At 68.5% G+C, this 23,248-nt stretch carries 23 protein-coding genes; 10 read left to right on the forward strand and 13 right to left on the reverse strand.

Annotated elements, in window-relative coordinates; translation table 11 throughout:
• Window positions 1-20 precede the first annotated feature (20 nt).
• The 6 genes from ABZ345_RS15035 to ABZ345_RS15060 all read left to right on the forward strand — a co-directional run bounded on the left by ABZ345_RS15035 (window position 21) and on the right by ABZ345_RS15060 (window position 4,644).
• Window positions 21-458, forward strand: coding sequence for a helix-turn-helix domain-containing protein (locus tag ABZ345_RS15035; protein WP_359847720.1), 438 nt, complete (start codon window positions 21-23; stop codon window positions 456-458).
• Window positions 455-1,015: an ImmA/IrrE family metallo-endopeptidase gene (locus ABZ345_RS15040; RefSeq protein ID WP_359847723.1), complete on the forward strand. Its 561-nt coding sequence runs from the start codon at window positions 455-457 to the stop codon at window positions 1,013-1,015. The genes ABZ345_RS15035 and ABZ345_RS15040 overlap by 4 nt, the downstream gene beginning before the upstream one ends.
• Window positions 1,012-2,241: an MAB_1171c family putative transporter gene (locus ABZ345_RS15045; protein ID WP_359847726.1), complete on the forward strand. Its 1,230-nt coding sequence runs from the start codon at window positions 1,012-1,014 to the stop codon at window positions 2,239-2,241. Before ABZ345_RS15040 ends, ABZ345_RS15045 begins: the two co-directional genes overlap by 4 nt.
• A 97-nt stretch (window positions 2,242-2,338) precedes the next feature.
• Window positions 2,339-3,136: an SdrD B-like domain-containing protein gene (locus ABZ345_RS15050; RefSeq protein ID WP_359847728.1), complete on the forward strand. Its 798-nt coding sequence runs from the start codon at window positions 2,339-2,341 to the stop codon at window positions 3,134-3,136.
• A 149-nt stretch (window positions 3,137-3,285) separates the two neighbouring features.
• Window positions 3,286-4,161, forward strand: a complete 876-nt coding sequence (locus ABZ345_RS15055) for a PIG-L family deacetylase (protein ID WP_359847731.1) — start codon at window positions 3,286-3,288, stop codon at window positions 4,159-4,161.
• A gap of 21 nt (window positions 4,162-4,182) precedes the next feature.
• Complete coding sequence (locus ABZ345_RS15060; protein ID WP_359847734.1) at window positions 4,183-4,644, forward strand: RICIN domain-containing protein; 462 nt, start codon at window positions 4,183-4,185, stop codon at window positions 4,642-4,644.
• A gap of 46 nt (window positions 4,645-4,690) precedes the next feature.
• On the opposite strand, the gene glf is transcribed toward ABZ345_RS15060, so the two are convergent.
• From glf to ABZ345_RS15075, 3 genes are all read right to left on the reverse strand, one after another.
• Window positions 4,691-5,878, reverse strand: coding sequence for a UDP-galactopyranose mutase (gene glf / locus ABZ345_RS15065; RefSeq protein WP_359847737.1), 1,188 nt, complete (start codon window positions 5,876-5,878; stop codon window positions 4,691-4,693).
• Window positions 5,879-5,959: 81 nt separating this feature from the next.
• Window positions 5,960-6,859: a glycosyltransferase family 2 protein gene (locus tag ABZ345_RS15070; protein ID WP_359847740.1), complete on the reverse strand. Its 900-nt coding sequence runs from the start codon at window positions 6,857-6,859 to the stop codon at window positions 5,960-5,962.
• A complete protein-coding gene (locus ABZ345_RS15075; protein WP_359847743.1) occupies window positions 6,856-8,493 on the reverse strand; it encodes a glycosyltransferase in 1,638 nt (545 codons plus the stop codon). Before ABZ345_RS15075 ends, ABZ345_RS15070 begins: the two co-directional genes overlap by 4 nt.
• Before the next feature lie 294 nt (window positions 8,494-8,787).
• Between ABZ345_RS15075 and ABZ345_RS15080 the strand changes: the two genes are divergently transcribed.
• Window positions 8,788-10,728 carry a DUF6541 family protein gene (locus ABZ345_RS15080; RefSeq protein ID WP_359847745.1) on the forward strand — a complete coding sequence of 647 codons (1,941 nt, stop codon included), beginning with the start codon at window positions 8,788-8,790 and terminating at the stop codon, window positions 10,726-10,728.
• 74 nt (window positions 10,729-10,802) lie between these two features.
• Here ABZ345_RS15080 and rfbB read toward each other — a convergent pair whose 3' ends face one another.
• The 3 genes from rfbB to rfbC form a co-directional block, all read right to left on the reverse strand.
• Window positions 10,803-11,789: a dTDP-glucose 4,6-dehydratase gene (gene rfbB / locus ABZ345_RS15085; RefSeq protein ID WP_359847748.1), complete on the reverse strand. Its 987-nt coding sequence runs from the start codon at window positions 11,787-11,789 to the stop codon at window positions 10,803-10,805.
• Window positions 11,790-11,833: 44 nt separating this feature from the next.
• On the reverse strand, window positions 11,834-12,715 hold the full coding sequence (gene rfbA / locus ABZ345_RS15090; RefSeq protein ID WP_359847750.1) for a glucose-1-phosphate thymidylyltransferase RfbA: 882 nt from the start codon (window positions 12,713-12,715) through the stop codon (window positions 11,834-11,836).
• Between the two features lie 79 nt (window positions 12,716-12,794).
• A complete protein-coding gene (gene rfbC / locus ABZ345_RS15095; protein ID WP_359847753.1) occupies window positions 12,795-13,403 on the reverse strand; it encodes a dTDP-4-dehydrorhamnose 3,5-epimerase in 609 nt (202 codons plus the stop codon).
• Between the two features lie 126 nt (window positions 13,404-13,529).
• Here rfbC and ABZ345_RS15100 point away from each other — a divergent pair, with 126 nt between their 5' ends.
• Window positions 13,530-14,420 (forward strand): glycosyltransferase, encoded by an 891-nt coding sequence (locus ABZ345_RS15100; RefSeq protein WP_359847756.1) that lies wholly within the window; start codon window positions 13,530-13,532, stop codon window positions 14,418-14,420.
• Between the two features lie 66 nt (window positions 14,421-14,486).
• Here ABZ345_RS15100 and ABZ345_RS15105 read toward each other — a convergent pair whose 3' ends face one another.
• The 6 genes from ABZ345_RS15105 to ABZ345_RS15130 all read right to left on the reverse strand — a co-directional run bounded on the left by ABZ345_RS15105 (window position 14,487) and on the right by ABZ345_RS15130 (window position 19,714).
• Window positions 14,487-14,852 (reverse strand): DUF2304 domain-containing protein, encoded by a 366-nt coding sequence (locus tag ABZ345_RS15105; protein WP_359847759.1) that lies wholly within the window; start codon window positions 14,850-14,852, stop codon window positions 14,487-14,489.
• Window position 14,853: 1 nt separating this feature from the next.
• Window positions 14,854-15,546 (reverse strand): glycosyltransferase family 2 protein, encoded by a 693-nt coding sequence (locus ABZ345_RS15110; protein WP_359847762.1) that lies wholly within the window; start codon window positions 15,544-15,546, stop codon window positions 14,854-14,856.
• A 106-nt stretch (window positions 15,547-15,652) separates the two neighbouring features.
• On the reverse strand, window positions 15,653-16,534 hold the full coding sequence (locus ABZ345_RS15115; protein WP_359847765.1) for a glycosyltransferase: 882 nt from the start codon (window positions 16,532-16,534) through the stop codon (window positions 15,653-15,655).
• On the reverse strand, window positions 16,531-17,883 hold the full coding sequence (locus ABZ345_RS15120; RefSeq protein WP_359847767.1) for a hypothetical protein: 1,353 nt from the start codon (window positions 17,881-17,883) through the stop codon (window positions 16,531-16,533). Before ABZ345_RS15120 ends, ABZ345_RS15115 begins: the two co-directional genes overlap by 4 nt.
• Before the next feature lie 55 nt (window positions 17,884-17,938).
• Complete coding sequence (locus ABZ345_RS15125) at window positions 17,939-18,874, reverse strand: NAD-dependent epimerase/dehydratase family protein (protein WP_359847770.1); 936 nt, start codon at window positions 18,872-18,874, stop codon at window positions 17,939-17,941.
• Window positions 18,875-18,925: 51 nt separating this feature from the next.
• Window positions 18,926-19,714: an HAD family hydrolase gene (locus ABZ345_RS15130; RefSeq protein WP_359848317.1), complete on the reverse strand. Its 789-nt coding sequence runs from the start codon at window positions 19,712-19,714 to the stop codon at window positions 18,926-18,928.
• Between the two features lie 86 nt (window positions 19,715-19,800).
• Here ABZ345_RS15130 and ABZ345_RS15135 point away from each other — a divergent pair, with 86 nt between their 5' ends.
• Together ABZ345_RS15135 and lhgO are read left to right on the forward strand one after the other, a co-directional pair.
• Window positions 19,801-20,682: an LLM class flavin-dependent oxidoreductase gene (locus ABZ345_RS15135; protein WP_359847773.1), complete on the forward strand. Its 882-nt coding sequence runs from the start codon at window positions 19,801-19,803 to the stop codon at window positions 20,680-20,682.
• A gap of 32 nt (window positions 20,683-20,714) precedes the next feature.
• Window positions 20,715-21,875, forward strand: a complete 1,161-nt coding sequence (lhgO, locus tag ABZ345_RS15140; protein WP_359847776.1) for an L-2-hydroxyglutarate oxidase — start codon at window positions 20,715-20,717, stop codon at window positions 21,873-21,875.
• Here lhgO and serS read toward each other — a convergent pair.
• On the reverse strand, window positions 21,868-23,115 hold the full coding sequence (serS, locus tag ABZ345_RS15145; RefSeq protein ID WP_359847779.1) for a serine--tRNA ligase: 1,248 nt from the start codon (window positions 23,113-23,115) through the stop codon (window positions 21,868-21,870). The genes lhgO and serS overlap by 8 nt on opposite strands.
• Window positions 23,116-23,248: the final 133 nt, after the last annotated feature.

Here is a 23,248-nt window from a genome sequence, read left to right on the forward strand (position 1 = left end):
GAGCTGTCAAGTAAAGTTTAATGAACAAGACGAGGGGGCACATGGCCACCGGCGACCGTCGCACACTGGCTGACGCGCTGAATGCCCTGATCGCGAAGAAGGCCGCGCGGGACGGGGCCGACTCCGTCGCGGACCAGGTCATCGGTGAGCACATCGGCAAGTCGCGCACGACGGTGTGGAAGCTGCGGACCGGCCAGGAGACCAACCCCAAGGTCGAGACGCTGGAGGCGCTGGCCCAGTTCTTCGGGGTCAAGGTGAGCTACTTCCTCGACGACGAGCGGGCCGTGGCGGCGGACCAGGAGCTCGACTCACTGGCTGCCGCGCGCCGGTTGCAGGAGGCGGCTGAGCGCAACGGCGTGAAGGGCATCAACGCGCGGTTGGGCAGCCTCTCTCCCGAAAGTCTGCTCACGGTCGCGCGTCTGATCGAGGAGCTCGGCGAGGCGGAGAAGGACGAGTGACGGACCCGCTGCGGTCCGAGGCCACCGATCTCGCCACGTTGCGGCGGCTCATCGACGAGACGCTCGACGGGCTGGCGTGGCCGGTTCCGTTCGACCTCGACGCCCTGCTCGAGCAGATCTCCGCGCGGCGCGGCAAGCGGATCAGCCTGTACCCGGCGCCGCTGCCCCGCGACGGGGCCGGAGGGCTGGTGATCGAACGCGCGAAGGACCTCGTGATCGTGTTCGACGAGACGCTGCCACCGTTGCAGCAGGAGCACGTGATCATGCACGAGGCCGCGCACGTGCTGTTCGAGCATCGCGGCACCTCGTTGGAGGACCTCACCGACGACGCGATGACCGAACTGGAGCCCGAGCTCGTCGAGACGGCGCAGAGGTTCGCCCAGCGGGACGGCTACTCGGGCGTCGAGGAGAAGGTGGCCGAGATCGCCGCGGCCCTGATGTGGCTGCGCGCCGGTGCCGCCAGGAGCATGGTGCCGGTGCCGAACCGGCCGCGTGCCGTCGCGGACGCGAACGCCCGGTTCGTGGCCGCGCTGATGAACCGGAAGGCCGACTCGTGACGGTGCTGCTCGACCCGACGGTGATCTCGTCGACCGTTGCGACGTTGTGCGCGCTGTACCTGATGTTCCGGGTCGTGCAGAAGCCGGGCAACCTCGCGTTGCGCGCGGCGTGGCTCGGCACCCAGAGCTTCGCCTTCAGCCTGTGCCTCGGCCTGCTCAACTACGGCGCCGAGGCGACTCGGCCGGTGTCCTCCACGACCCGGTTCATCGGGACCACCCAGCACATGCTCGCGATGATCGGCATCTACCTGGCGTTCTGCGCGTACGTGTTCATGGCCTACACACGGGATGACGCGGTCAAGCGCGTCAGATGGCACGGCACGGCGCTGCTCGTCGTACTGGTCGTCGCGCTGGTTCCGGCGATCGCCGCGTCACCGGAGGACTTCACCGCCTCGCACGTGTCCGATCACGCCAACGGGCCGGTGAGCTCGATCTACCTCGTGGTGTTCATCGGCTACCTCGCCGTGATGGTCGGCGCCGCGGCACTTCTGGCGTGGAAGTGGTCGCGACTGGCCGACGAGCCCTGGATTCGTCGCGGGCTGGTGATGGGCACGATCGGCTACGTGCTCGCCGCCGGGTACTGCGCGGTGCGCACGGCGTTGATCGTCCTGGATCTGATCGACAGGCCGATCCTGATCAAGGACGGCGCGGTCACGGGCTGGCTCATCACGGCGTCGCTGCCGTTCGTCGTGGTCGGGATCACGGTGCCGGGCTGGGGGCCGCGGCTCGCGGCGGCGCTGCGGTGGTGGGCCATGCAGCGCACCCACCGACGGCTCTACCCGCTCTGGTCAGCGCTGACCAGCGCGCATCCGCACGTCCGGATGTCGATCGGGCCCTCCCGGCTCGGCGGGTGGACGCTGCGCCGGTTCAACCGGCCGTGGCTCGCGCACTGGCTCGACGAGAAGTGGGCCGTTGAGGACCTCTCGCTGCGGTTGCACCTGCGGGTGGTGCAGATCTGGGACGCCCGCCGCGCTCTGCTCGACCACTGCGACGCCGCGGACTACGACCGAGCACTCGACGATCCCCGCCTTCGCCGGCGCCGCCCGGACGTCCGTGCCGCCTTCGCGGAAGCCGCCATGCTCGCGGCCGGACTGCGCCGCCACCAGGCAGGCGAGCGTCCACTCCGGACAGGCGGGCACCCGGTACCCGACGGGGCCGCCACCGCGGATCTCGCCGCGAACGTGACCTGGCTGCGGCACGTCGCCGCGGGACTTGAGCTGCGCTGATCCGGCTGCAGAGGGCTTGCAGACGGCTTGGAGGTTTCTTGGAGGTCCGCCCGGCAGAGTTCTCATCGTCAGAACAGACGTCCTGGGGGGAACCAAGATGAAGGTCGCTCGTCTCACCGCTCTCGCACTCGCCGTCACCGCACCGCTCGCCTTCGCCGGCCCGGCCCAGGCGGACAACACCGCCTCGATCTACGGCTTCGTGTGGAACGACGCGAACAACAACGGCATTCGTGAGGTCGGCGAGGCACCGATCGCCGGGCAGTGGATGTACGTCGACGGCACCAACAAGGCCGCGCAGTCGGACTCCGACGGCCGCTACGAGATCACCGGCCTCGCGGCGGGCAGCTACGTCGTCGGCTCGGCAGACCGTTCGCTCTCGCACGGCCAGGGGTGGACCAAGCAGTACGCCGACTCGAGGTTCAGCCCCGCCACCGGCAAGCTGACCAGCCCGGTTGTGCTGGAGGCCGGCCAGAAGTACGGGATGCTCGACAGCGGCTTCGTCACCGCCGTGGTCGACACCAGGGTCAACCAGCTCTTCATCAGCAACCCGAACCCGAAGGTCGGCGACACGATCGACATCGTCGGTTCCACCGTCCACAACGGCAACGTGTACGACCAGTTCGGCGGCCAACTGACCCTGCCGGAGGGTCTGCGCGTCGTCGAGCGCCTCGGCGAAATGCCGAAGTTCTACGACACCGAGCCCGCGGGCAAGGTGACCGGCTACTTCTACGACCGCAAGCCCGGCGGCCTGCCCGAGTGGGTCGGCGCCCGCGTGGTCGTCGAGAAGCCGCTGGACGGCGCCGAGATCAAGTACGAGGCGTGGAAGGGCCTGTTCCGCGGCACCGACACGAACCTGGCCAACGACGTCGAGACCCAGACGCTGACCACCGGCTGATCAGCGCTCGGATGTGAAGCCCGGCTCTCCTGGGGGTGAGCCGGGCTTCTTCAGGAGCAGCCTGGACCGAATAGCCGGGCTGAGTGAGAATCCCTCTCGGGGGTCGTTCGTCGCTGGGGGCGGCGAGCGCTGACGAGGGGGATTTCACAATGAGCAGAACGCGCGCGGCTGTTGCCGGCGCGGCGGTTCTCGCCACCGCTTTCACATCGGCACCCACGCAGGCCGCAGCCGAGGGCGCATGCCAGGGCCGCGTTCTCAACATCGTCGCTCATCACGACGACGACCTGCTGTTCCTCAGCCCGGATCTGATCACCGACATCCGGCGGGGAAAATGCGTCAGAACCGTTTTTCTGGTCGCCTCGGACTATCCGAACAACAGGCAGATCAGCAATGACGACTACATGCGCAAGCGCGAGCTCGGCGTTCGAGAGGCTTACGCGCGTGCAGCCGGTGTGGATTCCACGAAATGGTCGTCCGCGCCGCACGACACCGGAAAAGCGACGCAGTGGACGCTCGGCGAGCGGATTTCCCTCGTCGAGCTGAGGATTTCCGACACAAGCACCGAACCGCAGAACAGGCTGTGGCGGTTGTACGCGTTGAACCAGCCGGTCAAGACTCGCGAGGGCGACAGGAACGCCGCGCAGACCTTCACCCGCGACAGGCTCGGCGGCTTCCTCCGCGACGTCGTGCAGGAGTTCCGCCCGGACGAGATCAAGGCCGGCGACCCGCTCGCCGACCACCGTTCGAACTCGATCCACCTCGACCACCTGGCGACCGCACGGCTGGTCAGGTGGGCACTGGACGGCCGGGGCACGCCGGTCAAGGCGTATCGGGACTACTCGATCTCGAGCGAACCCGAGAACCTGTCCGACAGCGAGGTCGCGACCAAGACCGACGTCTTCACCGCGTTCGTGCAGCACGACCAGGACATCTGCCCCACGAGCCCCGACTGCGCCCCCGCCAGGTGGACCGGTCCGGCGTACCGCGAGTGGATGCGCCGGCAGTACCTCGTGGACCAGCGGTGACGCGAGGGGTTCGTCGAGCCGTTGCCCGAGCCGTACGCCGACAACCCGAAGCCCGGTCCGCACGTCCAGGGCCACTACAAGATCCGCAACGTCGCGACCGGGCACGAGCTGGCGATCCTCAACGCGTCCGCGGAGGACGCGGCAGGCCTGATCACGTGGACGCCGGCCGAATCGCCGAACCAGAAGTTCGAGATGCGGGCGACGACCGGCGGCTGGGAGGTCGCACCGCTGCACGTCGGCGGCAAGTGCCTGGACGTGCCCCGATCGAGCCTGACCAGGGGCGAGCCCGTCACCCAGTTCCGCTGCACGGGCAACGCGAACCAGGCGTTGCGGGTCATCAGGCAGCCCAACGGCGACTACGAGCTGGTCTTCAAGCACTCCGGTCTGCGGCTGACGGCGCCGGCGAAAGCCGGAGCGCCCGTCACGCAGACGCCGTACGACGGCAGCGACGTCCAGAAGTGGCGGTTCGCCGACGCGGCATGACAAAGGGCCCGGTCACGCGTGACCGGGCCCTTCAACATCAGGCAGATCAGTCGTCGAGCGAGCCGTTCAGCGGGGTGCCGTCGGTGAAGAACGGCGCGATCTTGTTCTCGAACACGGTCAGCGCGGAGCCGATCGCCATGTGCATGTCGAGGTACTTGTAGGTGCCCAGACGGCCACCGAAGATCACGTTGCGCTGCGCGGCCTCGGCCTTCGCGAGCTCGCGGTAGCGCTCCAGCTTGGCGCGGTCCTCAGCGGTGTTGATCGGGTAGTACGGCTCGTCGTCCTTCTCCGCGGCACGGGAGAACTCGCGGACGATGACCGTCTTGTCCGTCGGGTACGAGCGCTCCGGGTGGAAGTGGCGGAACTCGTGGATGCGGGTGTACGGGACGTCCGCGTCGTTGTAGTTCATGACCGGCGTGCCCTGGAAGTCGCCGATCGGCAGGACCTCCCGCTCGAAGTCGAGCGTGCGCCAGCCGAGCCAGCCCTCGGAGTAGTCGAAGTAGCGGTCCAGAGGGCCGGTGTAGACGACCGGGATGCCCGCGGGGATCTCGTCGCGCACCTCGAAGTAGTCCGTGGACAGCGCGACGGTGATGTTCTCGTGCTCCGCCATCTTCTCGAGCCACGCGGTGTAGCCGTCGACCGGCAGACCCTCGTAGGTGTCGTTGAAGTAGCGGTTGTCGAAGTTGTAGCGGACCGGGAGGCGCGCGATGACCGCCGCGGGCAGCTCCTTCGGGTCCGTCTGCCACTGCTTCGCGGTGTAGTCCCTGATGAACGCCTCGTACAGAGGACGGCCGACCAGGGAGATCGCCTTCTCCTCGAGGTTCTTCGCGTCCTTGGAGTCGATCTCGGAGGCCTGCTCCGCGACCCACGCCCTGGCGTCCTCCGGCGACATGTAGCGGCCGACGAACTGCGACAGCAGGCCCAGGCCCATCGGGAACTGGTACGCCTGACCGTCGTGCATCGCGAACACGCGGTGCTGGTACCCGGTGAACTCGGTGAACTGGTTGACGTAGTCCCACACGCGCTTGTTGGACGTGTGGAACAGGTGCGCGCCGTAGCGGTGCACCTCGATGCCTGTCTCCGGCTCCTGCTCGGAGTAGGCGTTACCACCGATGTGGTCGCGTCGCTCGACCACCAGCACCCGCTTGTTCAGCGTGGTGGCGGCGCGTTCGGCGACGGTCAGGCCGTAGAAACCAGAGCCGACGACAATCAGGTCATAACCCGCGAAGTTCACGCCTGCAGATTTTACAAGGGCCCCCCGGCGAGGAATTCGCCGAGGGGCCCTTGTGGTGCTACATGAAGAATTGATCTCCGCTTAGAGCACGGAGCGCGGCATCTTCGGCTTCGGGTTGAACGTGATGCCCTCGATCGCCTTGCGGAACAGCTTGGCCCGAATGGACCACGGCACGTTGCCGCCGCGCAGACCCTGTGCCAGGCGGAAGACGAACTTCAGCCACGACACCGGGTTCTCGTGGTGCAGGCGGAACGACGACTCGTTGCGGGCGCCGTATTCGAACTTCCACAGGTTCGACGGGTTCGCGTCACCGAAGTTCACACCGCGGTTCACACCGAGGTCGTGCACGACGACGCTGCGCAGCACCTGCACGCCGGGGCCGGCCTTGGTGATGCGCAGGGTGTACTCCTGGTCGTCGAACCAGATGAAGTACTCGGTGAGCGGCAGGCCGAACTTGGTGAGCGCCCAGCGCGGGAACAGCACCGAGACGAACGAGCAGTGCGTGACCAGGACGTTCTCCTGGCCCTTCGCGATCAGCTTGCCCCAGTCCCAGGTGGTGCCGGGGTTGTTCATCTCGCAGATGTTGCCGTCGACCCACTTGACCAGCGAGCACGCGTACGGCAGCGGCATGCCCATGGCCTCCTCGGCCTTGGCGTGGCCGTTGAGGAGCTCCTCGAGCGCGTCCGAGTTGGCGTAGCAGTCGTCATCCATGATCCAGATGAAGTCCGCGCCGAGCTCGTAGCTCTTGTTCATGCCGGTCGCGAAACCACCGGCGCCGCCGGTGTTCTCCTTGAGCCGCACGACGACGACGCCGTCGATCTGCTCGTACTCCTTGAGCACCTCGTCGGTGCCGTCGGTGGAGGCGTTGTCGACCACGACGATCCACTCGGGACGGCGGGTCTGCGCGAGGACGTGGTCGAGGACCGTTGTGAGCTTGTCCTTGCGGTTGTAGGTGACGACAACGGCGGCGACAGTGCTCACTTGAGCCATCCTTGGTAGAGGTCGCGCGTCCAGTCCTCGGCACGCGGCAGCTTCGCGAAGGCCTCGGCCTTGGCGGCCTGCTCGTCGAGCCAGGTCTTGCGCTGGTCGGGAGAGGTCATCATGGTGCGGATCCGGGCCGCGGCGGCCTGGATGAACGCGTACGGGTGACGCGGGCAGAGCAGGTCGTCGGCGATCAGCGACGACTGCGAGCCGACGTCGGCGGACACGACGGGCACGCCCGCCGCCGTCGCTTCGAAGGACGTGAGAGTCAGGCCCTCGTTGTCCGATGAGACGACGAGCACGTCGGAGTCGCGGAACGTGTCACTGACCGGACGGTCGGGACCGCGCAGTTCGATCGAGTCGCCCAGGCGGGCGCGCAGGCTGTTCACCTCGGCGGCCAGCTCACCGTGGCCGTGGATGATGAACCGCACGTCGCGCGGCGAGCTCTTCTTCAGCTCGGCCGCCAGCTGCAGGAACAGGTACGGGCGCTTCTGCTGCGTGAACCGGCCGACGAACGCGACGGTGAACGGGTTGCTCTCGACGGCCTCGCCGGCGCCACCGACCACGATGTTGCCGGTGGTGAGGCCCGCGAGTGTGGCGAGGACGACCTTGTTCGGCTCCAGGCCGTGCTTGCCGATCAGGTAGTCGCGCAGCTGCGGCGAGATCACGTGGTGCTGGTCGATCATGTTCGACAGCCGCACGGACATGTCGACGAACCCGCCGGTGCGCCACTCGAGCACGTGCAACGAGTCGGCGACCGGGATGTCCGGGCGGACCGACTTGATCCACGGCAGCTTCTCGTAGAGCCACGTGCAGTGGTGCAGGTGGATGCCGCGCACGTCGAACGCCGACAGCAGGCCGTTGAGGAACGCCGACTCCTGCTTCGGGTCCATCGGCACCGTCAGCGGCACGATGAGCGTGCCGTCGAGCTCGGGACGGGTGATCCACTCGTGCGGCGAGTCGCGGTCGGTGATCACGATCGGCAGGAAGCCGGCCTCCTTGGCGAGGCGGATCGTGTCGATCGCCCAGCGCTCGGCACCGCCCAGCTCAAGCCAGTGCAGGCCGAACAGGATCGCGGGCGTCTCGCCGTGCGGGGTGGCCGTGGCGCCGCGGGACAGCCGGATCGGCGCCTTGCGCGGGATGTCACGGCCCCTGCGCTCGACCATGTCCGTGCGGAACTGGCGCAGCGCGTCGAACTGGACGGGCGCGAGGAAGCGCACGGCCTTGCGGGCCTTGCCCAGCACGCCCTTGAGCTCGTCGTAGGCGTTGACCGAGGCGGGAGGGCCGCCGATGTCGACGGCGATGTCGACCAGACCGTCCGAGGGCGGGTGGTCGGCGATGGTGTGCATGAGGCTGCGGACGACCAGGGAACCGACGACCTCGTGGTCGTCCTCCCACTCGATCGTCGTGCGCTCTTCGTCGGTGAGCGCGGGCATCGTGCCCGCGGGGCCGCGGAGGACCGTCAGGCGGAAGGTCTGCCCCGGTCCTGCCAGCGCGTAGAAGTTGGCGGCACCCTCGACCAGGCGTCGTTCCCGGTCGTCGAGCAGGGCGTCGCCGTCGCTCAGTCCGACACCGCTGTCGTCGAGCACCTCGAAAACAGGGGAAGGCTGGGAGTACACAGGCGTATCCGTCACGTCTCTCGAGTGGGGTCGATCGGCGCTCACCGCGGACGGGAGCCGAACGCAGCCGATGGTACCGGCACTGCGGAACGGGGTCCGCCCGACTCTCCAACGGGCGCATCACTGGGCCGATCCGACGACACGCCGTTACCCTGAGTGACCGATCGGCGATCCAGCGGGTGACGCAGATCATTTTTGCCGTGGTGATCATTTCTTGCAGGGCAGCTGCCCGCGATGAAGTCGTGCGGCAGGCCCCGAATACAGTGTCGCCAAGCCCGTTGATCGGGTGATTTCCCGAAAGGAAGCCCGATGATGGCCCAGATCGGCGTGCTCAGCGTGCTCCTCGTGCTGCTCATGGCTCCAGGACTCGCTGTCGGACTCGCCACTGGCCTGCGCGGCTGGATCGCCGTCGGGACGGCTCCGGTGCTGACCTTCGGCGTCATCGCGGTCTCCGCTTCGGCGGTGCCCGCCGTGCTCGGCCGCTGGTCCGTCTGGGGCCTGCTGCTCGCCACCGCGGTGGTCGCGCTCGCCGGCCTGGGCGTCCGGCTCGTCGCCCGCAGGTGGGCCGGTGCCGGTGAGCCCGCGAGCCCGCTCGTGCCGTGGAGCAGGCTGCAACACGGCGGTGTGATCGCCGCAGTGCTGATGACGACCGCGCTCGGCCTGGCCGTGACCGCACGGGCGACGCACATGCTGACCGACGTCCACCAGTTCTGGGACGCGAACTTCCACGCCAACGCGGTCCGCTTCATCGAGGAGACCGGCCAGTCCCAGCCGACGGCCCTGCGCGCGATCAACGACCAGGCGAGCACCACCTTCACGTACCCGAACGGCTTCCACATCCTCGGCGCGACGGCGCTCGGCCTGACCGGTGCCCCGATCACGATCGTGCTGAACAGCCAGTCGGCGCTGCTCGCCGGACTGCTCGCACTCAGCACCGCCACCCTGGTGCGCGTGGCCGGTGGCCGTCCACTGCTGGCGTTCGGCAGCGCGATCGCGGCCGGCGCGTTCTCCGCGTTCCCGTACGACCTCGAGTTCTTCGGCCCGGTCTGGCCGTTCGCGACCGGTATCGCGCTGATGCCGGCGCTGGTCGCGCTGCTCGTCCACACCCTCGACGCACTGCGACCGGCGCTCGTGGTGACCACTGCGCTGGGCATCTGCGGCCTGGTCGCGCTGCACCCCAGCGTGACGCTCACCGCCGTGATCTTCGGTGTCTGCTACCTCGTCCAGCGCTGGGTGACCGCTCGACGGGTGCCGGTGCGCGAACTGGGCCTGCTCGTCGCCGTCGGCGTGCTGTCCGCGATCTACGCCGTGCCTCAGCTGCTGAGCGCCGCGAACGCCGCACAGGCGGACAAGTTCTCCTGGCCGCTGTACACCAGCCCGTCCCGTGCGCTCGGCGAGCTCTTCTTCCTCAGCCACGAGAGCGACCTGCCGCAGTGGTGGCTGGTCGGCGCGATGATTCTCGGCCTCGTCGGCGTGCGCACGCTGAAGCCCCTGTACTTCTGGCTCGCCGGTGGCCTGATCTTCACCGTGCTGTTCGTGATGACGACGTCCTACAAGGGCGCTCTCGTCACGGCGCTGACCAGCTTCTGGTGGAACGACCGCTGGCGGTTCGCCGCACTGGTCGTCCCGGCCATGGTCGTGCTCGCGGGCCACGGCATCGTCGTCGCGCGCGACGGCCTGGCAACCCTGCTGCGCCGCCGCCCCGAACAGCTCGTGACCTGGCAGCGGCTGACCGCGCTCGGTCTAGTCCTCGCGGTGTTCGCCCTGCTGAGCAACGGCTTCTACGCCGAGCGCAACGCACGGCGGGTCATCGGCGCGTACAACGGCCGCTACCCCACGGTGACCAAGTCCGAGCACGAGGGCATCGACAAGCTCGCCACCATCGTGGGCAAGAACGACCTCGTCATGAACGATCCCGGCGACGGCTCCCCGTGGATGTGGGCGCTCGACGACGTGCACCCGGTGTTCGGGCACGTCCTCAACGACATCCCGAAGGCGGCGGCCGTCGGCGAGGACAGGGTCGCGCTCTTCACCCGGTTCAACAAGATCGACACCGACCGCGAGGTCCGGGCAGCCGTCGAGAAGCTGCACATCACGTACGTCTACGAGGGCTGGGGCTTCGTGGCCCCGACGCTGACGCGCATCCCCGGTATGACCGACCTGGACAAGGTCAAGGCGCTGGAGCTCGTCTACAGCAACGAGCACACGAAGATCTACAAGATCCGGCTGGACCAGGTCCCCACCAGCTAGTCGCGACACAGCAGAACGCGGCTGGTGGGAGTGCGCCCATCAGCCGCGTTCAGTCGTTTCAGGACCAGGTGCGCCTAGGCCAGGGCGGCGCGCGCCTTGAGCGGCTCCCACCAGCTGCGGTTGTCGCGGTACCACGCGACGGTCCGGGCCAGGCCCTCCTCGAACGGCACGCGCGGGGCGTAGCCGAGCTCGGTGGAGATCTTGGTGATGTCGACCGAGTAGCGGCGGTCGTGACCCTTGCGGTCGGTGACGCGCTCCACCGACGACCAGTCGGCGCCCATCGCGTCCAGCAGCAGGCCGGTCAGCTCGTGGTTGGTGAGCTCGGTGCCGCCGCCGATGTTGTAGACCTCGCCCGCGCGGCCGCCCTCGACTACGAGCTGGATGCCGTTGCAGTGGTCGTCGACGTGCAGCCAGTCGCGGATGTTCAGGCCGTCGCCGTAGAGCGGCACCTTCTTGCCGTCCATCAGGTTCGACACGAACAGCGGGATGACCTTCTCGGGGAACTGGTACTCGCCGTAGTTGTTCGAGCAGCGCGTGATGCACACCGGCAGGCCGTAGGTGCGGTGGTAGGACCGGGCGATCAGGTCCGAGCTGGCCTTGGCCGACGAGTACGGCGAGTTCGGCTCCAGCGGCTGCTCCTCGGTCCAGGAGCCGGTCTCGATCGAGCCGTACACCTCGTCCGTGGAGATGTGGATGAACTTGCCGACGCCTGCCTCCAGTGCGCCCTGCAGCAGCGTCTGGGTGCCGAGGACGTTGGTCACCACGAACTCCGCGGCACCGGAGATGGACCGGTCCACGTGCGACTCGGCGGCGAAGTGCACCACCACGTCGGTGCCGGCCATCAGCTTGCCGACCAGTTCGGCGTCGCAGATGTCGCCGCGGACGAACTGCAGCCGGGGGCTGTCGGCCACCGGTGCGAGGTTCGCCTCGTTGCCTGCGTAGGTCAGCTTGTCCAGCACGACGACCTCGGCGTCGGCGAACGCCGGGTAGGCGCCTCCGACGAGCTGCCGCACGTAGTGGGATCCGATGAATCCCGCGCCACCAGTAACAAGAACCCGCATCGTGCTCCCCGTTGCACCCGTCTGCCGGGCGTTCGTCGACATGGTCACCTGCCGGCGCCCGACGAGCGGGCGACCTCCATCACGTACTGGCCGTACCCGGACTTCGCCAGCTTCTCGCCGAGGGCGTAGCACGCGTCGGCGTCGATGAAGCCCATCCGCAGTGCGATCTCCTCGAGACAGGCGATCCGGATCCCCTGCCGGTGCTCGAGCACCTGGACGTACTGGCCCGCCTCGAGCATCGAGTCGTGCGTGCCGGTGTCCAGCCAGGCGAACCCGCGCCCGAGGTCGACCAGCTTCGCGTTGCCCTGCTTGAGGTAGACCATGTTGACGTCGGTGATCTCCAGCTCGCCGCGAGCCGAGGGCTCGAGTCCGCGAGCGATCTCCACGACCTGGTTGTCGTAGAAGTAGAGACCGGTGATGGCCTTGTTGGACTTCGGCAGCGCGGGCTTCTCCTCGATCGAGATCAGCTGGCCCTGCGCGTCCACCTCGCCGACGCCGTAGCGCTCCGGGTCCTTGACCGGGTAGCCGAACAGCACACAGCCGTCGATCGAGCTCGCGTGCTGCTGGAGCACCTTGGCGAAGCCCTGGCCGTGGAAGATGTTGTCACCGAGCACCAGCGCCACGTCCTGGTCGCCGATGAAGTCGGCGCCGATCACGAACGCCTCGGCGAGCCCGTTGGGCGCGGCCTGCTCGGCGTACTCGAGCCGGATGCCGAACTGCGAGCCGTCACCGAACAGGCGCTGGAAGTTCGGCAGGTCGGTCGGCGTCGAGATGATCAAGATCTCCTTGATGCCCGCGAGCATCAGCACCGACAACGGGTAGTAGACCATCGGCTTGTCGTAGACCGGCAGCAACTGCTTGGACACGGCCTGCGTGATCGGGTGCAGCCGGGTACCGCTGCCGCCGGCGAGAATGATCCCTCTCATCGTCGCGCGCTCTTCCCATCTGGTTGGAGATCAGTGCACTCGTCGAGCGCGTACACGGAAGCGGTCCGGCGGCGCGTCATCACGCGCTGTTGGCTCGGAGCTTCTCGTAGTAGGCGAGACAGTCCTCGTACCGGGGAAGGATACCGGCCGCTTCGGCCTCGGCGAGGGTCGGGGCGGCGAGGTCCTTGTCGGAAAGCACCTGCTCAAGATCAGTGGGCCAGGGCAGGTCGAGTGCCGCGTCCAGCGGGTTGATGCCGTGTTCCGCGCTCGGGTTGTACGCCTCACCGCACAGGTAGCTCATGACGGTGTCGTCCTCGAGGGCGACGAACGAGTGCCCGAGCCCCTCGGACACGAACAGCGCGCGGCACTCGGTCGAGTCCAGCCGGACGGCGTCCCACTGACCGTAGGTCGGCGAGCCCACCCGGATGTCGACCACGACGTCCAGCAGCGCGCCACGCGGGCAGTAGATGTACTTCGCCTGGCTCGGAGGCACGTCGGCGAAGTGCACGCCGCGGATCGTGCCCCGGCTCGACACCGAGTGGTTGGTCTGGGCCACGCGCATCGAGCGGCCGGTCGCCTCGGTCAGCGCCTGCTCGGAGTACGGGCTGGCGAACATGCCGCGGTTGTCACCGAAGATCCGCGGCACGAACTCGTACGCGCCGGCGATGGTCAGCTCACGAATTTGCACGAGAGCAGAGGATAGCGGCGTGAGCTCCCGGCCATCCTCACGGACAGGGCTCGACGGACAGGGCTCGGACCAGGTAGGGCATCATGGGCGGCCTGGTCGACAGTCGGCGAGGAGAAGCCCAGCACCATGACGATGATCGATATCATGCTGCCCTACTACGGCGACGTCGCGCTCATGCAGGCCGCCGTGCAGAGCGTGCGGTCGCAGACCGACGAGGGCTGGCGCCTGACGGTCGTCGACGACACGGCGCATCCCGACGTGCCCGGCTGGTTCGAGTCGCTGGCCGACGAGCGGATCCGCTACTTCCGCAACGAGCGCAACCTGGGCGTCACCGGGAACTTCACCCGGTGCCTCGACCTCGCAGAGTACGAGGTCATGTCGATGCTCGGCACCGACGACCTGCTGCTGCCCAACTACGTCAGCACCGTGCTCGCCGCCTACAAGGACCACCCCGGCGTCGGCATGATCCAGCCCGGCGTGACGGTGATCGACGAGCACGGCCAGCCGGTCAAGGCGCTCGCCGACGAGGTCAAGCGGAGGCTGTACGCGCCGAAGGTGACCGGCCGCCGGCTGATGGACGGCGAGGAACTGGCGGCGAGCCTGCTGCGCGGCAACTGGCTGTACTTCCCGGCGATCACCTGGCGCACCGAGGCCATCAAGTCGGTCGGCTTCCGCGCCGACCTGCGCACCACCCAGGACCTCGCGCTGGAGCTCGAGCTGATCGAGCGCGGCGAGCAGATGCTGATCGACAGCACGGTCTGCTTCCAGTACCGGCGCCACCTCGAGAGCGTCTCGTCGAAGATGGCGCTCGACGGCGACCGCTTCACCGAGGAGCGCGGGCTGTACCAGGTGATGGCCGAGCGGATGAAGGCCAAGGGCTGGCCACGCGCCGAGCGGGCCGCACGCATGCACTCCGCGTCCCGGCTGCACGCGCTGACCCTGCTTCCGACGGCCGTGAAGGGCGGGCAGCGCGACGTCGCCCGCGCGCTGGCCAAGCACGCTTTCGGCAACGGCTGAGCCACTGCGAAAACGAACGCCCCTGGTCTGCTGACCAGGGGCGTTCGGCGTTTCAGAGCTGTGTTTTCAGACGACGGAGGTGTCGGTCGGCTTGATCTCCTCGTCGGGGGCCTTGCTGTTCTGGATGGCCATCGCGCGCACCAGCTTGGCGTAGCGCAGCTCCAGCTCCTTGAAGCGCAGGAACGTGTTGATGGTGGCGAACCCGAACGCGACCACCATGCCGTAGAGCAGCAGGTCGGTGCCGCGGCCGACGCCCAGCGCGTTGGCGATCGCGCTGACCACTCCCGGCCACAGCACCGCGATGACGCCGAACATCATGAAGACCGAGAAGCCGATCTTGACGCTGGCCGCGGTCTTGCTCTTGCCGTGGTGCCTCAGGAAGAGGAGCAGCAGCGCCACGACAGAGGCGATGAGCAGGATCTGGATCAACATGTCAGTGCCTCGAACCCCTCATGACACCGTCGAAGACGATGTTCACGCCGTTGATGAGCGACTGGCCCTTGGCCATCGAGTACTCCGTGTAGAGGATCGTCACGTGCTCCTCGCCGACCTTCCACTTGTGGTGGTCGATGAGCTCGACGAACTCCGAGGCGTGGCCCATGCCGTTGCTGGTGATGTTCAGCTTGTCCGCGACCGTGCGGTTGAACACCCGCAGACCGTTGTGCGCGTCGGTCAGGCCCAGGCGCCGGGTCCGCGGGCTGAGCAGCACCACGGTCTTGAGCACGAACCGCTTGATCCACGGGATGTGGCTCGTGTCCGCGCCCTTGATGAACCGGGTGCCGACGATGATGTCCAGGTCTTCGGCCTGCAGGCGCTTGAGCATCCGCAGCACGTCGTCGACCTGGTGCTGGCCGTCGGCGTCGAAGGTGACGAAGTACTTCGCACCCGGCTGCGCCTTGGCGTAGCTGACACCGGTCTGCAGTGCGGCGCCCTGGCCGAGGTTCACCGGGTGGCGCACCAGGTGGGCGCCTGCCTGCTGGATCTGCTCGGCGGACGCGTCGGCGCTGCCGTCGTCGACGCACACGATGTTCGGAAACGTTTGCCTGGCGTTCCGCACGACGTCCCCGATGACCTGAGCCTCGTTGTACACGGGAACGACCAACCAGACGTCGGACCATTCAGCCACTGGGGGTCCTCCAGGACGCCATTTTCTGTCGCAATGCGAAGTTCTTGGAAATGCGCTGCCAGTGTAGTGCAGCGGCTACGCCATTCGTGGCCGGTGCCGGGCCCGCTCAGGATCCCCCCGGGATGCTGTCGGCGGGCAGGTAATCCTTGCTGGTCCTGGCCTTCAAGCCGTCGCGCAGACCGTCCCGCATCGCACGCAGCCGGGGACCTCGCGGCTTTTCGTACAGTGCCGTGAGTAACACCCAGCGGATCATGATCAGAATGGACGCGAGGCACCACAGCGGCGACTGACTCAGGTTTTCCCTCACCAGCAGCACGCCGTTGCGGATCACCCAGTACAGCCGCCACTGAGGGTGGTGAGTGACCCGGACGTGCCCGATCAGGAACCGGTGCGCGCGAACGTCGCCGAGCACGTGCGGAAGCCTGACCCGCCGGTCCTGCACGATCCGCATCCCCCTGCGCCGCAGCCGCAGGCAGAAGTCCTGGTCGACGCAGTCCATGAAGAAGTCCTCGCGGAACCCGCCCAGCTCCTCGATCAGCGCGCGCCGCACCACCATGCCGGAGGTGATCACGGCTCCCCGGTCGGCGACCTCGGGCATCAGGGCCGTGCGCGGGTCGAGGTAGGACTCGCGCTCGCTGTCCCAGGGAGCGGGGGCCGCGACACCGACGGTCGGATCGGCCAGGTGCGCGACCAGCAGGCCGACCAGGTCCTTGGAGAGCACCGAGTCCTGGTCGAGCAGCAACACGACGTCGGATCCGGGTGACGTCTCCCGCACGCCCAGGTTGAGCGCGCCCGCCAGGCCGATGTTGCCGCCCGGCCGCAGCACGCGGACCCGGTCGGGCAGCTCGCCGCCGAGCAACTCGGCACCACCTGGGGTGTTGTCCACCACCAGAACCTCGACGCAGGACGCTCTCGCGGCGTCGATGACGGCCAGCAGCCGCTGACCTGGGTGATATGCCGTCGCGATCGCTGTGATCTCTAACGTCACCGGGTGGTTTGTTCCCTGAGCTCGGCGGACGCCGACGTGTCGTCCGGAAGTAACTGCTGGTGGTTGCGGCCGGTCGCCCGCACGAGGACGACGGCCATGACGAGCACGAGAGCGATGGGGCCCGCCGAGGTGGTCAGCACCGCGGAGGTGACCGGCTCGGCCGGCAGCACGTACGCCAGCACCATGACGACGGCGGCGGTCACGAAGGCCACGAGCACCATCCGGTGCTTCTGCAGCGCCAGCAACGTGGGCTGCGTGACGTTCGAGATCGCGAGGAACATCGTGCCGATGCCGAGCAGGGCCATGGCCGTGGCGGACAGGTCCACGGGCGTACCGAGGTAGAGGCTGAGCAGGCGCGGACCCGCGATGCCGAGGACCGCGATGCCGAGCAGGCCGAACACCGCGCACGCGACGACCGCCAGGGAGGCCTGCCTGCGCACCCCTCGCAGGTCGCCCTTCGCCGCTCCGGCGGTCAGCCGCGGCAGGAGCATCGTCTGCAGCGGGAAGATGGCGAACATCGGCAGGCGGGTCAGCGTGACGGCACCCGCGATGACCGTGGCCAGCACGGGTTCCACGTCCGACCGCGCCCCGATCATCAGCGGCGGCAGGTTGATGATGGCCTGGTTGGTCAGGTTGGCTGCGACCAGGAACGTCAGGGCCGACGAGACGCCGAACCTGATCGCGCCCGCGCCGCCGATCGAAGGCGCGGCGGCCGACGACGGGGCGCGCCAGTCGCGCTGACCCTTGATCCACAGCATGACCACGCCGAGCAGCGCCGCGAAGGCCTGGCCGAGGACGAAGGCCAGCCCGAAGGTCCACGCGGAGTCGGCCCCGGCCAGCCACAGCACGACGCAGAGCACCAGCCGCGACCCGCCCTCAGCAGCCAGCGTCGCGGAGTAGATGCCGAACCGCTGACAGCCCGCGAGGACGCCGCGGACCGAGGACGCCGCCCACGCGGAGACCAGGCTCACGACGAGCATGCCGACGAGCTCCCAGTGCCCCCGCAACGGTCCCGAGACCAGCACGGGCGACGCCGCCAGCGAGATGGCGATCGCGGGCACCAGCAGCCTGGCACCCTGCCGCGACACGAAGTGGGCGACGGGCTTGACCGCCCTGCCGAGCGCGCGCTCCTGGCTGACCGAGCGCGACATCTCCTGCTCGAGGCCGATGAAGAAGCCCAGCGCGATCGTGTTGACCAGGAAGTAGAGGCCGGCCAGCGCCGCGACGCCCGGCCGGTCGACCTCGGACCGGTTGATCAGGCCGATGAACGCGGCCCCGGAGAGGATGACCAGCGTGAGGCCGACGCCCATCAACGGCATCGGCCCGCGCAGCAAGCGGATGAGGTTCATGCTCCAAGCCTGTTTCGGTCAGCGTGGTCGCGGCCCTGATCGCACCGCTGTGGCATCAGGCGTTGCGGAAGTACTCCACCGTACGCGCCGCACCGGTCTTGACATCGACCTCCGACACCCAGCCGAGCTCGCTCGTCGCCCTGGACGAGTCCAGGGCGGAGGCCCGCAGGTCACCGAGCCGCGCGGGCGCGTACTCGGGCTCGTCGGCCGCCCCCGCGGCCAGCGCGACCAGGCTGTGCAGCTCCTTGTCCGAGGTCTGCTGGCCGGTGCCGATGTTGTAGCGCTGCCCGCCGCCGTTCTCGCCGGACGCCGCCACGAACGCGGCCACCACGTCCTCGACGAAGACGTAGTCGCGGGTGTTGCCGCCGTCGCCGAACAGCTTCGTCGGCTTGCCCGCCAGCAGGGCGTTGGCGAAGATCGCCACCACGCCCGCCTCGCCGTGCGGGTCCTGCCGCGGGCCGTAGACGTTCGCGAGCGCGAGGTGCGTGCACTCCAGGCCGTACAGCTGGCGGTAGGTGTTCAGGTACACCTCGCCGGAGACCTTGCTCGCCGCGTACGGCGACTTCGGGTTGATCGGCACGGCCTCGGAGACCGGCAGCACGTCCGGCGTGCCGTAGATCGAGCCGCCCGAGGACGCGAAGCAGATCTTGCGGGTGCCGGCCTTGCGGGCGGCCTCCGCGACGTTGATCGTGCCGATGACGTTCTGCTGCGCGTCGAGGATCGGGTCGGCGACGCTGACCCGCACGTCGATCTGCGCGGCGAGGTGGAAGATCACCTCGGGCTCGAAGCCGGCGACCACGTCGGCGAGCTCGGGGTTCGCGATGTCGAGCTGGGTGAAGGAGTACCGGTCGGCGTGGGCCGGGTCGGCAGGCGCGGTGCGGGTGCCGCGGCGCAGGTCGTCGACGACGTGGACCTCGTGCCCGTCACGCAGCAGGCGGTCGACCAGGGTGGAGCCGATGAAACCGGCGCCGCCGGTCACGAGTGCACGCACGGGAACCTCTTCGAAGTCGGAAGCCGGATTTGGGCACAGGCTATCCGTGGCTCAGAACCAGCGTTCGAGCACCATCGCGACGCCGTCCTCCGCGTTCGGGCCCGTGATCTCGTTCGCGGCGGCTCGCGCGGCCTCGTGGCCGTTGGCCATCGCCACGCCGTGACCGGCCCAGGTCAGCATCTCCACGTCGTTCGGCATGTCCCCGAACGCGATCACGTGCTCGCGCTCGACGCCGAACCGTTCCGCGACGTCGGCCAGCCCGGACGCCTTCGTGACGCCGTGCACGCTGGCCTCGATCAGGCCGTTGTTCGTGGAGTAGGTGAGGTCGACCTCGCCATGCAGCACCTCGTTGATCGCGGACACCATCTCGGCGCTGGTCATGGTGCGGTGCCTGATCAGCAGCTTCGTCGCGGGGTGGCCGAGCGTCTCGGCGCGGGTGAGGCCGCTGTGCGGGCCCTCCGGCCAGGGGTGGGTGTAGCTGAGCTCGGCGACGAACGTTCTGTCGTCCTTCGGGGTGCCGACGAGCTCCACCGCGTACGTGCAGTCGTCCAGCACGCTGTCGACGGCGGCCGCGATGTCGTGCAACTGCACCGGGCTGAGTGTGCGCGCCCAGACGATCTCGTCACGGCCGATGTCGTAGAGCACCGCACCGTTCGCGCAGACGGCGAGACCGTCGAGACCTGCTTCGGCGGCGATGCGCGGGATCCAGCGCGGCGGCCTGCCGGTGGCCAGCACGAACGGCACTCCTGCGGCGATCACGCGCGCGACCACCTTCGCGGTGCGTGCGCTCACGCTCTCGTGAGGGGTGAGCAGGGTTCCATCGACGTCGGAGGCGACCAGGCGCGGCTGTTCCACATCGTCATCTTGCCTCTTCGACATCCGAGTCCAAGTTCGTCGGGAGCTGAACAGCTGGTTACCGTACGTACGTGCGCGCAGGAATCGTGATTCTCCCGGAACACCGATGGTGGATCGCCGAACCCAAGTGGCGCGCGGCTGAGGAGTACGGCTTCCACCACGCGTGGACCTACGACCACCTCGGCTGGCGCACCCTGGTCGACGGTCCGTGGTTCGGCGCGGTCCCGACCCTGACGGCGGCCGCGCTGGTGACGTCGCGGATCAGGCTCGGGACCTTCGTGGCGAGCCCGAACTTCCGCCACCCGGTGCCGTTCGCGCGGGAGCTGCTGACCATCGACGACGTGTCCGACGGACGCTTCACGCTCGGCGTCGGCGCAGGTGGGGACGGGTACGACACGGTCGTGCAGGGCGCGAAGCCGTTGCTGCCGCGCGACCGGACGACCCGGTTCGGCGAGTTCGTCGAGCTGCTCGACCAGCTGCTGGTCAAGGACCGCACGTCGTGGCACGGCGAGTTCTACTCGGCCGACGAGGCCCGCAGCGCGCCCGGTTGCGTGCAGCGGCCGCGGGTGCCGTTCGTGGTGGCCGCGAACGGTCCGAAGGCGATGACCGTGGCCGCCAGGTTCGGCCAGGGCTGGGTCACCACCGGACCTCCCACCGAGGACCACGAGGCGTGGTGGCGCGGCGTCGCGCAGCTGTCCGAGCAGTTCACTGAGACGTTGGCCACGCAGGGCCGCACGTCGAGGGTGAACCGCTACCTGAACCTCGACTCGGCGCCGGTGTACTCGCTGTCGAGCGTCGAGTGCTTCACCGACGCCGTGGGCAGGGCGGCTGAGCTGGGCTTCACCGACGTGGTGGCGCACTGGCCGCGGCACGACGGCATCTACATGGGCAGCGAGCAGGTCGTGGAGGACGTCGCCGCGAACGTGCTGCCCACGCTGGACCGGCACCTGTAACGACGGGACCCCGGAAACTAGATTCCGTCACTGTGCGCTCTGTTGTGGTGATCGGTGGCGGAATCGTGGGGCTCGCGGTGGCGGCCGAGCTGGCCTCGCGCGGGGACCGCGTCACGGTGCTCGAGAAGGAGACCCGCTGGGGCGCCCACCAGACCGGCCACAACTCGAACGTCGTGCACGCGGGGCTCTACTACAAGCCCGGTTCGTTGAAGGCCCGGATGTCCGTGGCCGGCAACGCGTCGATGGTCGCGTTCGCGCAGGAGCACGGCGTTCCGGTCGAGGTGTGCGGCAAGCTCGTGGTCGCTACTTCTGCTGACGAACTGCCACGGCTGCACGACCTGGCGTCGCGTGCCGAGGCCAACGGGGTGCCCGCGAAGCTGATCTCCGCGGAAGAGGCGCTGGAGTACGAGCCCGAGGTGGCCTGCGTGGCCGCTCTGCGCGTCGAAAGCACCGGGATCATCTCGTACGCGGGAGTCTGCGCCGCGCTGGTGCGGTTGCTGGACGGGCACGACCTGCGGCTGCGGTCACCCGCGCTGGCGATCCGGACGGTCGGGTCGCACGTCGAGGTGGCCACGCCGCAGGGCGTTGTTCGAGGCGACGTGCTGGTGAACTGCGCCGGGTTGCAGAGCGACCGGATCGCGCGGCTGGCCGGACTGACCCCCGCCGCCCGGATCGTGCCGTTCCGCGGCGAGTACTACGAGCTGCGGCGGACGTCGCTGGTGCGCGGGTTGATCTACCCGGTGCCGGATCCGACGCTGCCGTTCCTCGGCGTGCACCTCACCCGCATGCTCGACGGATCGGTGCACTGCGGGCCGAACGCCGTGCTGGCGTTGCGGCGCGAGGGCTACCGGTGGAGCGACTTCTCGCTGCGTGACGTCGTCGACGTGGCCCGGTTCCCCGGCACGTGGCGGCTGGCGCGGAAGTTCGCGCGGACGGGCGTCGACGAGGTGCTGCGGTCGTTGTCCCGCCGCCGGTTCGCCGCGTCGCTGGCCCGGCTGGTGCCCGCGGTCGAGGAGTCGGACCTGGTCCGGTCCGAGAGCGGTGTGCGCGCTCAGGCCATGCTCCCCAACGGTGCGCTGGTCGACGACTTCCTCATCGAGTCAGCGCCCCGTCAGGTGCACGTCCTGAACGCACCTTCACCCGCGGCGACGAGCGCGCTGGAGATCGCGCGCCACATCGCCTCGCTCACTTGAGCAGCTCGAGCCCGCCCATGAACGGCCGCAAGGCCTCAGGAACCGTGACCGAGCCGTCCGCGTTCTGGTGGTTCTCCAGGATCGAGACGATCCACCGGGTCGTGGCCAGCGTGCCGTTGAGCGTGGCCGCGATCTGCGTCTTGCCGTTGTCGTCGCGGTAGCGCACGTTGAGGCGGCGCGCCTGGAACGTGGTGCAGTTCGACGTGGAGGTCAGCTCCAGGTACCGCTTCTGCGACGGCACCCACGCCTCGCAGTCGAACTTGCGGTACGCCGACATGCCGAGGTCGCCGGTCGCCGTGTCGATGACGCGGTACGGCACCTCGATCTTGGCGAGCATCTCCTCTTCCCACCCGAGCAGCCGCGCGTGCTCCGCCTCGGCGTCCTCGGGCTTGACGTAGCAGAACATCTCGACCTTGTTGAACTGGTGCACGCGGATGATGCCGCGGGTGTCCTTGCCGTACGACCCGGCCTCGCGCCGGTAGCACGACGACCAGCCGGCGTACCGGCGCTCACCGTCGAGGATCTCGTCGGCGTGGTAGCCGGCCAGCGGCACCTCCGACGTGCCAACGAGGTACAGGTCGTCGGCGGGCAGGTGGTAGATCTCGCTCGAGTGGGCGCCCAGGAACCCGGTGCCCGCCATGATCTCCGGCCGCACCAGCGTGGGCGTGATCATCAGCTCGAAGCCGTTGGCCGTGGCCTGCGCCGCCGCCATGTTGAGCAGCGCCAGCTCCAGCTGCGCGCCGACGCCCTTGAGGAAGTAGAACCGGCTGCCGCCGACCTTGGCGCCGCGCTCCATGTCGATCGCGCCGAGCCGGGTGCCCAGGTCGAGGTGGTCGAGCGGCTCGAAGTCGAACTCGCGCGGCTCACCGACGTGCTTGACGACGCGGAAGTCGTCCTCGCCACCGACAGGCGCGTCCGGGTGCACAAGGTTCGGGATCTTCGCCAGCAGCTCGCTGACCTCGCCGGCGGTGGCGTTCTGCTCGGCCTCGGCGGCCTTGACCTCGGCGGCCAGGTCCTTCGCCTTGACGAGCAGGGCGGTCTTGTCGTCGCCCTTGGCCTTGCCGACCTCCTTGCCGAGCACCTTCTGCTCGGCGCGCAGGGTGTCCGCGCGGGAGATGGCGCTGCGCCTGCGCTCGTCAGCGGACAGCAGGGAGTCGACGACGCCCTCGTCCTCGCCACGGGCACGCTGTGACGCGCGCACGATCTCCGGGTTCTCGCGCAACACCTTGAGGTCAATCACCCTGAAAAGGGTAGTCCCCACCTGATCCGCACTTCATCCGGATATCGAGGTCGCGAAGCCAACGCCCGGCCTGGTCTCGTCAGGCGTCGGACTTCGATACCTCCAGCGCCCCGCAAACGCGAAGGACCCGGCG

This window comes from Lentzea sp. NPDC005914, assembly GCF_040629405.1.
Classification (GTDB): domain Bacteria; phylum Actinomycetota; class Actinomycetes; order Mycobacteriales; family Pseudonocardiaceae; genus Lentzea.